This window comes from Burkholderia sp. KCJ3K979, assembly GCF_016759955.1.
Taxonomy (GTDB): Bacteria; Pseudomonadota; Gammaproteobacteria; order Burkholderiales; family Burkholderiaceae; genus Burkholderia; species Burkholderia orbicola.
Genome location: NZ_JACFYV010000059.1, coordinates 24,803 through 34,648, shown reverse-complemented (window position 1 = coordinate 34,648; position 9,846 = coordinate 24,803). Strand labels below are relative to the sequence as shown.

The 9,846-nt window shown below is 68.2% G+C and carries 8 protein-coding genes; 5 read left to right on the top strand and 3 right to left on the bottom strand.

What is annotated here, in order from left to right; all coding sequences use genetic code 11:
* Positions 1 to 265 precede the first annotated feature (265 nt).
* Entirely contained in the window at positions 266 to 1,741 is a 1,476-nt protein-coding gene (locus H3O04_RS15500; RefSeq protein WP_202587995.1) for a PepSY-associated TM helix domain-containing protein, read from the top strand.
* 40 nt (positions 1,742 to 1,781) lie between these two features.
* Positions 1,782 to 3,905, top strand: coding sequence for a TonB-dependent receptor (locus tag H3O04_RS15495; RefSeq protein WP_202587994.1), 2,124 nt, complete (start codon positions 1,782 to 1,784; stop codon positions 3,903 to 3,905).
* Between the two features lie 90 nt (positions 3,906 to 3,995).
* Here H3O04_RS15495 and H3O04_RS15490 read toward each other — a convergent pair whose 3' ends face one another.
* On the bottom strand, positions 3,996 to 5,240 hold the full coding sequence (locus H3O04_RS15490; RefSeq protein ID WP_011694505.1) for an NADH:flavin oxidoreductase/NADH oxidase family protein: 1,245 nt from the start codon (positions 5,238 to 5,240) through the stop codon (positions 3,996 to 3,998).
* Between the two features lie 78 nt (positions 5,241 to 5,318).
* On the opposite strand from H3O04_RS15490, the gene H3O04_RS15485 reads away from it, so the two are divergent.
* Complete coding sequence (locus H3O04_RS15485) at positions 5,319 to 5,777, top strand: MerR family transcriptional regulator (protein ID WP_011694504.1); 459 nt, start codon at positions 5,319 to 5,321, stop codon at positions 5,775 to 5,777.
* Between the two features lie 190 nt (positions 5,778 to 5,967).
* The gene (locus H3O04_RS15480) at positions 5,968 to 6,288 is read left to right on the top strand and encodes a DUF1330 domain-containing protein (protein WP_027809742.1); all 321 of its coding nucleotides are present in this window, start codon (positions 5,968 to 5,970) and stop codon (positions 6,286 to 6,288) included.
* 33 nt (positions 6,289 to 6,321) lie between these two features.
* On the opposite strand, the gene H3O04_RS15475 is transcribed toward H3O04_RS15480, so the two are convergent.
* A complete protein-coding gene (locus tag H3O04_RS15475) occupies positions 6,322 to 7,158 on the bottom strand; it encodes an NAD-dependent epimerase/dehydratase family protein (RefSeq protein ID WP_006479816.1) in 837 nt (278 codons plus the stop codon).
* A 70-nt stretch (positions 7,159 to 7,228) separates the two neighbouring features.
* On the opposite strand from H3O04_RS15475, the gene H3O04_RS15470 reads away from it, so the two are divergent.
* Positions 7,229 to 8,332 carry a LacI family DNA-binding transcriptional regulator gene (locus H3O04_RS15470; RefSeq protein WP_006479817.1) on the top strand — a complete coding sequence of 368 codons (1,104 nt, stop codon included), beginning with the start codon at positions 7,229 to 7,231 and terminating at the stop codon, positions 8,330 to 8,332.
* Positions 8,333 to 8,407: 75 nt separating this feature from the next.
* Here the strand turns inward: H3O04_RS15470 and H3O04_RS15465 are convergent, their stop codons facing one another.
* Positions 8,408 to 9,700: an MFS transporter gene (locus H3O04_RS15465; protein ID WP_006479818.1), complete on the bottom strand. Its 1,293-nt coding sequence runs from the start codon at positions 9,698 to 9,700 to the stop codon at positions 8,408 to 8,410.
* Positions 9,701 to 9,846: the final 146 nt, after the last annotated feature.

Genomic DNA, 9,846 nt, shown 5'->3' with positions numbered 1-9,846 from the left:
CCCTCCCGCGCCCCTCCTCGGTTCTGCTGAACGTTCCGCCCTGTGGCGCAGGCACGTGCCTGCGCGTTCACGCCGTTCGTTTCACCCGACCTGATTCACGCGTTCACCCGCCTGCCCGCATCGCGCGGGCGACGCCGCCCTGCGCCCCGTTTGCGCAGCGCGCCGCGCCGCCTGCTGCGGCGATGCCCGCACGCGGGTGCGACGCACGTTGACGGCCGCAGGCCCGTACCGGCCCCGCCGCTCGACGAACCGAGGAGTTCACACCATGTCGACCACCGTCGATCGGGCCATCTCGCCCGCCCGTTCCGCCAGCGCCGGTTACCGGACGCTCTGGCGCTGGCACTTCTACGCCGGCCTGTTCGTGATGCCGTTCCTCGTGATCCTCGCGATCACCGGCACGCTCTATTGCTTCCAGCCGCAGATCGAGCCGCTGCTGTATCCGCACCGGCTGGTCGTCGAACCGCGCACGACGCCGCGGCTCGATGCCGACACGCTGCTCGCCCGCGCCCGCACCGCGATGCCGGCCGACGCCACGCCGGTTTCCGTGCAGGTCTCCACCGCGCCGGACCGTAGCGCCGAGTATGGTTTCCGGCTGCGCGACGGCAGCCGCGAGAGCGTGTACGTGAACCCGTACGACGGCAGCGTGCTCGGCACGCTGAGCGTCGAAAACCGCTTCATGCAGGTCGACCGGATGCTGCATCGCAAGCTGCTGCTCGGCAAGACCGGCGAGTTGCTCATGGAGCTCGCCGCCTGCTGGACCTTCGTGATGATCGGCACCGGCATCGCACTGTGGTGGCCGCGCGGCGCGGCACGCGTCGGGCGCGCGCTGCGGCCCGACCTGTCGCTGCACGGCCGGCCGCTGTGGAAGAGCCTTCATGCGACGGCCGGCATCTGGCTCGCGGCCGGCACGATCGCGTTCATCCTGACCGGGCTGCCGTGGTCGGGCTCGTGGGGCAAGAACTTCAAGGCGCTCGCCGCGACCGTGAACCTCGGCGCGCCGGAAGGCGCGTGGGGCGGTGCGTCGATGCGCTCGACGCGCCCCGGTGCCGCCGCGACGGCTGGGCATGCCCCTGCGCAGGCCGCCGCGCCGTCCGGCCATCATCACGATTCCGGCGAATCGATGCCGGGCATGGTGATGGACGACCTGCCGTTGCCGCAAACGCCGTGGGCGGTCGGCAACGTGCCCGTGCCGCATTCGCCGGCCGCGCCCGCGCCCACACCCGTGCCGCTGCCGCTGGCCCGCGCGATCGCGATCGTCGCCGGGCTCGGCGTGACGAGCGGCTACACGCTCGCGCTGCCGTCCGGCGCGGACGGCGTGTTCACCGCGTCGTACTTCCCGGCCGACCCGAAGGCCGAACGCACGATCTACGTCGACCAGTACAGCGGCGCGGTCTTGAAGGACATCCGCTATGGCGACTACGGCGCGGTATCGAAAGCGGTGTCGTACGGCACGTCGCTGCACATGGGCCGCTATTTCGGGCTCGCGAACCAGATCATTTGCGCGGTGCTGTCGCTCGGGCTGGCCGCGATGGCCGTCACGGGCACCGTGATGTGGTGGAAGCGCCGCCCGGCCGGGACGCTGGGCGCACCGTCGCGCGAACGCGGCACGCCGCCGATGCGCGGCTGGCTCGCCGGGCTCGTGCTGCTCGGCCTCGTCTTCCCGTTGATGGGGCTGACGATCGTCGCGGTCTGGTTGCTCGACCGGCTGCTGTTCGGCCGCGCGGCGCGCGCCGCGGCGTGACCGACGCAAGCGCTTCCCCCATTCGAAGGACACCAAAACGATGAAGTTCAGATTGATGCTGCCCGCCGCCGTGCTCGCGGCGCTGTCGCCCGCCGGGCAGGCACAAACACAGGAACGCAGTGTCGACGGCGCCGGCGCCACGCTCGCGCCGATTCGCGTCGACGCGCGGAAGGCGCCCGCCCTGACGCAACCGCTCGACACGGGTAGCCATCTCGGGCTGTCGCCGCTCGAAACGCCCGCGAGCGTCGAGCAGATCAACCGCGCGACACTCGACACGCGCGGCGACAGTTCGATCATCGACGCCGTGAGCCGCGCCGCCGGCATCAGCGCGTCGCCGCATCCCGGCAACGGCAACTCGGAGCTCGCCGCGCGCGGCTTCGTCGGCGCGTCGTCGGTCACGCAGCTGTACGACGGCGTGCGCCCGTACGGCGCGATCGGCGTCACGTTCCCGTTCGACACGTGGTCGGTCGACCATATCGACGTGCTGCGCGGCCCCGCGTCGGTGATCTACGGCGAAGGCGCGATCGGCGGCGTGGTCAACATCGTGCCGAAGAAGCCGACGCGCACGCCGATCCGCAACGAACTGCAAGTCGGCGGCGGCACCGAAGGCACGGCACGCGCCGCGTTCGGCAGCGGCGGCGCGATCAACGACAAGCTGTCGTACCGCTTCGACATCAGCGGCAACCGATCGTCGAACTGGGTCGATCGCGGCGATTCGCGCAACCTGTCGGTGTCCGGCGCGCTGCGCTACGACGTGACGCCCGACCTGTACGTGACGGCGTCGTATGCGCAGGGCTTCATGCATCCGATGCAGTATTTCGGCGTGCCGCTCGTCAACGGTGCGCGTGAACGCGCGCTCGACAAGAAGAACTACAACGTCGGCGACGCCGACATCGCGTTCCGCGACAGTTGGGCCACCGTGTCGGCGAACTGGCAGCCGAGCGACAGCCTGAACGTGACGAGCACGCTGTACCGGATGAAGAGCAACCGTCACTGGAAGGATGCGGAGTACTACACGTACCTGCCGTCGAGCGCGCAAGTGCGGCGCAGCAGCTATACGGAAATCTTTCACGACCAGGAACAATACGGCAACGTGACGACGGCCACCGTCAGCAGCGCGCTGCTCGGCATGCGCAACACGTTTTCGGCGGGCGTCGAGTTCAACCACACGACGTTCCAGCACGACAACAATTCGCCGTATGCGGGCACGTCGACGGTCGATCCGTTCAACTTCGATCCGGGCAGTTTCATCAATACGACCGGCACGTTTCCGAAGTACCGCAGCCAGTCGAACCAGTACGCGCTGTTCGCGGAGAACCGGCTGGAGATCACGCCGCGCTGGTCGGTGATCGGCGGGCTGCGCTACGACCATGCGAGCGTGAACCGCGACGATCTCGTGAACGGCGGCGCGTTCACGAAGGTGTTCGCGAACACCGGTTGGCGCATCGGCACCGTGTACGACGTGCGGCCCGGCGTCGCCGTGTACGGCCAGTATTCGGTCGCGGCCGATCCGGTCAGCTCGCTGCTGTCGCTCAATGCGTCGAAGGCGAACTTCACGCTCGCGACCGGCCGGCAGATCGAGATCGGCGTGAAGCAGTCGTTCCTCGACGGCAAGGCCGAATGGACGCTCGCCGCGTACCGGATCGTAAAGAGCAACCTGCTGACGGCCGACCCGGTGAACCCGAACCAGTCGATCCAGGTCGGCCAGCAGTCGTCGCGCGGGCTGGAGGCGACGGTCGGCGCGGAGATCGCGAAGGACTGGCGCGTCGATGCGAACGTGTCGATCCTGCGCGCGAAATACGACGATTTCCAGCAGTCGTCCGGCGGCACGACCGTGTCGCGTGCGGGCAATGTGCCGGTGTCGGTGCCGCAGCGGCTCGCGAACCTGTGGGTAAGCTGGCGCTTCGCGCCGGACTGGACCGGCATCGCGGGCGTCAAGTACGTGGGCAAGCGGTTCGCCGATACCGCGAACCAGCTCGTGATGCCGTCGTACACGACCGTCGACCTCGGCCTCGCGTGGAAGCCGCGCAAGGACACGACGATCACCGCCCGCGCGTACAACGTGTTCAACCGCCGCTACGTGCAATCCGCGTACTACAACGAGACGCAGTACCTGCTCGGCAACGACCGGCGCATCGAGGTGCTGGCGAACTACCGGTTCTGAGCGTGCAGGCCGCCGCGCAACGTGCCAGGCGGCACACGGGCGCGGCGGCGTGCCGGTCAGCCTTCGGCATCGCCGGCGCGCGTCGATGCATCATGCACGCGTGCCCGCCGCGCGCCCCGCCATCCACTTCCGGTAGCGCCGCGTCTGGCACTGCGCGGCCAGTTGCTGCCGCACCAGCGCGCGCAGCGGCGACACCTGCGGATGCGTGCGGCGCCCTTCGCTCAATCGCGTGAGCTGGAACTTGACGACGGCCATGTTCGCCAGCGCGCCCAGCGCCTTGTTCTTCCAGCGGATCGGCTGCAGCACCGGCGCGCTGTCCTTGCCGGCGCGCCAGTCGCGCGGCAGGTTCGGGTCGATCGACAGCGCGGTCGCGATGCCGACCATCGCCACACCGCTGTTCACCACCTGCTCGGCCACCGCACGACGGCGGATGCCGCCCGTGACCATCAGCGGCATCCGCGCGACGGCGGTGATGTCGCGCGCGAATTCGAGGAAATATGCTTCGCGCGCCAGCGTGCGGCCGTCGCGCGCCTCGCCCTGCATCGCCGGCACTTCATAGCTGCCGCCCGACAGTTCGACGAGATCGACGCCGAGCGGATTCAGCAGTTCGACCACCCGCTTCGCGTCGTCCGCGCTGAAACCGCCGCGCTGGAAATCGGCCGAGTTCAGCTTCACCGCGACGACGAATGCCGGCGACACCGCGGCGCGCACCGCCTTCACGATATCGAGCAGCAGGCGCGCGCGATTCTCGATGCTGCCACCCCATTGATCCTGGCGGCGGTTCGTCAGCGGCGACAGGAACTGGCTCAGCAGATAGCCGTGCGCCGCGTGCACCTGCACGCCGGTGAAGCCGCTTTGCTCCGCGAGCTGCGCGGCGCGCACGAAGCGCTGCTGCACGTCCGCGATGTCGGCGGCCGTCATCTCCTTCGGCACCGGGAACTGCTTCGACAGCGCGCCGAGCGCGAGCGGCACGGCCGACGGCGCGAGCGTCGTCTGGCCGAGCGCCGCCTGCATCTGGCGCCCCGGGTGATTGATCTGCATCCACACGTGCGCGCCGTTCGAGCGCGCGATCTGCGCCCAGCGGCGGAAACGGTCGAGATGCGCGTCGTTTTCGAGCACGACGCCGTTCGGCCCCGTCATCGCGCGGCCGTCCACCATCACGTTGCCGGTCAGGATCAGCCCGGCCTGACCGTCGGCCCACGCCTGGTACAGGCGCAGCAACGCGTCGGACGGCGCGTGGTCCGCATCGGCCATGTTTTCTTCCATCGCGGCCTTGGCCAGACGGTTCGGAATTACCGCCCCGTTGGGCAGTGTGAGGGGCGCAAACAGATTCATGGTGCAGATCCTCGATTGACGATGGCCCACGATAACTTTAAAGTCAACTTTAAGGTCAAGCCCTTTTTGGAGCCCATCATGAAAATCGGCGAACTGGCGAAGGCGAGCGGCCTCGCGGCGTCGCGCATCCGCTTCTACGAAGCGAGCGGCCTGCTCGAACCGGCCCGCCGGCAGGCGAACGGCTATCGGGAATACGGGCCGGAAGCGTTGACGCGGCTCGCGATCATCGACCGCGCGCAGTGCGCGGGCTTCTCGCTCGACGAGATCCGCGCGGTGTTGCCGCCCGATCTCGGCGCATGGCCGCACGACGAACTGCTGGTCGCGCTGCGGCACAAGGTCGACGAAATCGCGCTGCTCGAACGGCGTCTCGCGCAGAACCGGCAGCATCTGGAAACACTGATCGACGAGATCGAGAACAAGCCGGCGGGCGAGGATTGCGCGGGCGCCGCGCAACGGATGCTCGACCGGCTGTGCGAGCAGGCCGCCGAGCCGCTGGAGGCGACGCCCGTCGTGCGGCCGGCGCGCAAGCGGGCGTGATGGAGTGTGCTGCGGGATTGTGATGCGGGATTGCGCCGCGCCGGCCATCGATCGATGCGCGCTACGGCCTGAAACACGGTGCGGTGCAGTTGTCCGGATTTGCTTACGTCGCAGGTAATCGACGCGCGCCGCCCGCGCCGCGATCATGGCGCCATCGACTCTCGAACCGCATCACGCCCAGGAGCCCGCCATGACCGCCTACGCCATCGCCCACCTGCACGACGTCGAAATGTGCGACGACATCGTCGAATACCTCGAACGCATCGACGGTACGCTCGCGCCGTACGACGGCCATTTCGTGATTCACGGCGCCCGGCCGGAGGTACGCGAAGGCGCATGGCACGGCGATCTGATCGCGATCGCGTTTCCGGATCTCGACATGGCGCGCGCATGGTACGACTCGGATGCGTACCGGCAGATCCAGCCGCTGCGTGAACGGCACGCGAGCGGCCCGTTGATCCTGATCGACGGCGTCGACGAACGGCACAAGGCGACCGACATTCTGCGTTGATCGCCGACGCCCCGAGGCCGCCGCCGTCCTGACTTATTTCGCGTTGCGCTCCATCGGCTCGCCGACGACGAACCCGCCGCCCTGGAACCGCTGCGCGGGATCGTCGTATTCGGCCGTCGGCGCCGTCACCGGGAACAGCCCCGCGAACTGTTCGGAGCTGTCGCGCGGACGGAAGCCGAGGAAACCGACCTTCGTGTTGTCCCACCACTTCACCGGGTTGTCCGACGCGCCGTAGACGATCGCGTGGCCGACGCGGTTCGTCAGCAGCGAGCAGCGCACGAGCTCGATGAAATCGCGATAGCTGAGGAACGTGACGAGCATGCGCGGGTTCTTCGGCACCTCGAACGACGAGCCGATCCGCAGGCATACGGTTTCGATCCCGAAGCGGTCGAAGTAGTAGCGCGACAGCGATTCGCCGAAGCACTTCGTCACGCCGTACAGGCTGTCGGGGCGCAGCGGCGCATCGGCGTCGAGCACCTCGGTGACCGGATGGAAACCGATCGCATGGTTCGAGCTCGCGAACACGACGCGCTTCACGCCGTGCTTGCGCGCGGCTTCGTACAGGTTGTACGTGCCGGTGATGTTCGCGCCGACCAGATCGTCGAACGGCGCATCGACCGAAATGCCGCCGAGGTGAACGATCGCGTCCACGCCGTCGACGAGCTGCATCACGGCCGGCCGGTCGGCCAGGTCGACCACGCGGAGTTCTTCATGCGCGGCCGCGTCGCCGAGCGCCGCGATGTCGCTGACGCGCACGACGTCGGCCCAGTCGGCGAGCGCGCCGCGCAACTGGCGGCCGAGGTTGCCGGCCGCGCCCGTCAGCAGCAGGCGGCCGAACGGTTTGCGCGCGGCGGTGGATGAGGCGTTCATCGAATCTCCTTGATCTGACCTAAATCGGAAAACGTTTTCCAACTATACGCGTGCGCGGCATCGAGCGTCAATGGTCGAATCTGCTCGCAGCCATCCGCACTTTCCCGATATCGACGGGTGGCTGCACGCCGGCTTTTTCTGCCACAATCCGGCGTTATCGAACGAAAACGTTACCCTTCCGATGAAAAAAGTTTCCTCGACGATCCGCGACGTGGCCGCGGAAGCCGGCGTGTCGGTCGCGACGGTATCGAAGTACGTGAACGGCACGCAACGCTTCTCGCCGACCGTCGAGGCACGGCTCAAGGAGGCCATCGAGCGGCTCGGCTACCGATCGAATCCGCTTGCGCGCTCGATGATCACCGGCCGCACGCGCACCATCGGCCTCGTGATCCTCGACATCAGCAACCCCCACTTCACGAATGTCGTGAAAGGCGCGAACCGCGTCGCGCTGCAGCACGACTACACGCTGCTGCTCGTCGATACCGAGGAAAGCCAGGCGCGCGAACGTTCGCTGATCGAGGCGCTCGCGCAGCGCGTCGACGGGCTGATCGTCAGCACGCGGATGCCCGACGAGGAAGCCGGCTGGATGCTCGACCTCAACAAGCCGCTCGTGCTGCTGCGTCGCAGCCCCGGCCTGCCGATTCCGAGCGTCGGTATCGACAACCGGCTGTCGACCTACATGCTCGCGCGCCACCTGCTCAACCTCGGCCATACGCGCATCGCGTATCTCGGCTTCGGCACCGCGCGCGTGAACGACGAACGAATTCAGGGCGCGCGCGACTGCCTCGCCGAAGCGGGGCTCACGCTCGACGTGCACGACGCGCACGCGCCGACCGCCGAGGCCGGCGAGCGCGCGTGCTCGCGCGTGATGCTCGGGCCGCAGCGCCCGCAGGCCGTGATCTGCTACAACGACCTGATCGCGCTCGGCTTCATGAAGGAAGCCGCGTCGCTCGGCTTCCGGTTGCCGCAGGACGTGTCCGTCGCCGGCATCGACAACGTGCCGTACGGCGCATACGCGGCGCCCGCGCTGACGACCGTCGACATCCAGAGCGAGAACATGGGCGAACTCGCGATGCAGAAGCTGATCGATGCGCTCGCCGGGCGCACCGACGCGAGCTATTCGACGTTCGAACCGCGGCTGATCATGCGCGCGTCGACCGCATCGGCCGGCTGACGCGGTCGCGACGCGTCACGTCCCCAAACGCAAAAACGCCGCCCGAGGGCGGCGTTGTCGCTTGCCGATACGCGATCACGCATCGAGTTTCGCGGGCTTCATCTTCGGCGTGAGCACGTGCATCACGGCCAGCGCGATCAGGTAGGCCGACGCGCCGATCGCGAACAGCACCCAGTAGTGGCCGGTGCGCTGCAGCACCTGGCCGATCACTTCAGAGAACAGCACGCCGCCGATCGAGCCGGCCATCCCGCCGATGCCGACCACCGACGCGACCGCGCGGCGCGGAAACAGGTCGGATGCGGTCGTGAACAGGTTCGCCGACCAGCCCTGGTGCGCGGCGGCGGCGAGGCCGACGATCAGCACCGCGATCCACAGGCTCTGCACCTGCGATACGAACGCGATCGGCAGCACGCAACATGCGCAGATCAGCATCGCCGTCTTACGCGCCCGGTTCACGCTCCAGCCCGCACGCAGCAGCATCGACGACAGCCAGCCGCCGCCGATGCTGCCGACCGTCGTCAGTGCATAGATGCAGACGAGCGGCAAACCGATGTGCTGCATGTCCATCCCGCGCGATTCGTTGAGCCACTTCGGCAGCCAGAACAGGTAGAACCACCACACCGGATCGGTCAGGAACTTGCCGATCAGGAAGGCCCACGTCTCGCGCTTGCGGATCAGTTCGCCCCAGCGCGGCGCGCCGGCGTTCGCGTTCGCCGCGTCGAGCGCTTCGGCTTCGTCGCGCGGCTCGTCGTATTCCGCGGCGAGCGCGCGCGTGTCGGCCGTGCGATACATCACCAGCCATACCGCGAGCCACACGATGCCGATCGCGCCGATGATCACGAACGCCGCGCGCCAGCCGTAGGCCACCGCGATCGCGGGGATGATCGCCGGCGCGAACACCGCGCCGATGTTCGCGCCCGAGTTGAAGATGCCGGTGGCGAGCGCGCGTTCGCGGCGCGGGAACCATTCGGCCGTCGTCTTGATCGCGGCCGGGAAGTTGCCGCCCTCGCCGATCCCGAGCAGCGCACGCACGAACGCGAAGCCCGTCACCGAGCCGACCGCCGCATGCAGCATCGCGGCGATGCTCCATACCAGCATTGCCACCGCGTACGACACGCGCGTGCCGAGCCAGTCGACGATGCGCCCGAAGCCGAGCAGACCCAGCGCATAGAACGCCGAAAACGCCATCACGATGCGGCCGTACTGCACCTGGCTCCAGCCGATGTCGTGCTGGAGCATCGGCGCGAGCAGGCCGAGGATCTGCCGATCCATGTAGTTGATCACGGTCGCGAAGAACAGCAGCGCACACACGGTCCAGCGGTAGCGGCTGGCGGCCGCGCGCACCGCGCCGACGACGGCAGATTGCATGAATGTCTCCGATGCGCGGTCGCGCCCGTCGCGCCGCGCGGTATTCGTTGACCGGCGACCGGCGCCGGGGCGAACGGCCCACGCGCTGACGCACCGGCCCTTTTCGCCAACCTGTCTGGAAAACGTTTTTCAAAGGATAGGGCGTC

Bases quoted from the DNA above. Each gene is read 5' to 3' on its own strand.
- H3O04_RS15495 (WP_202587994.1), top strand. From the start codon at position 1,782: ATGAAGTTCAGATTGATGCTGCCCGCCGCCGTGCTCGCGGCGCTGTCG.
- H3O04_RS15465 (WP_006479818.1), bottom strand. From the start codon at position 9,700: ATGCAATCTGCCGTCGTCGGCGCGGTGCGCGCGGCCGCCAGCCGCTAC.
- H3O04_RS15500 (WP_202587995.1), top strand. From the start codon at position 266: ATGTCGACCACCGTCGATCGGGCCATCTCGCCCGCCCGTTCCGCCAGC.
- H3O04_RS15470 (WP_006479817.1), top strand. From the start codon at position 7,229: ATGGTCGAATCTGCTCGCAGCCATCCGCACTTTCCCGATATCGACGGG.
- H3O04_RS15490 (WP_011694505.1), bottom strand. From the start codon at position 5,240: ATGAATCTGTTTGCGCCCCTCACACTGCCCAACGGGGCGGTAATTCCG.
- H3O04_RS15475 (WP_006479816.1), bottom strand. From the start codon at position 7,158: ATGAACGCCTCATCCACCGCCGCGCGCAAACCGTTCGGCCGCCTGCTG.
- H3O04_RS15480 (WP_027809742.1), top strand. From the start codon at position 5,968: ATGACCGCCTACGCCATCGCCCACCTGCACGACGTCGAAATGTGCGAC.
- H3O04_RS15485 (WP_011694504.1), top strand. From the start codon at position 5,319: ATGAAAATCGGCGAACTGGCGAAGGCGAGCGGCCTCGCGGCGTCGCGC.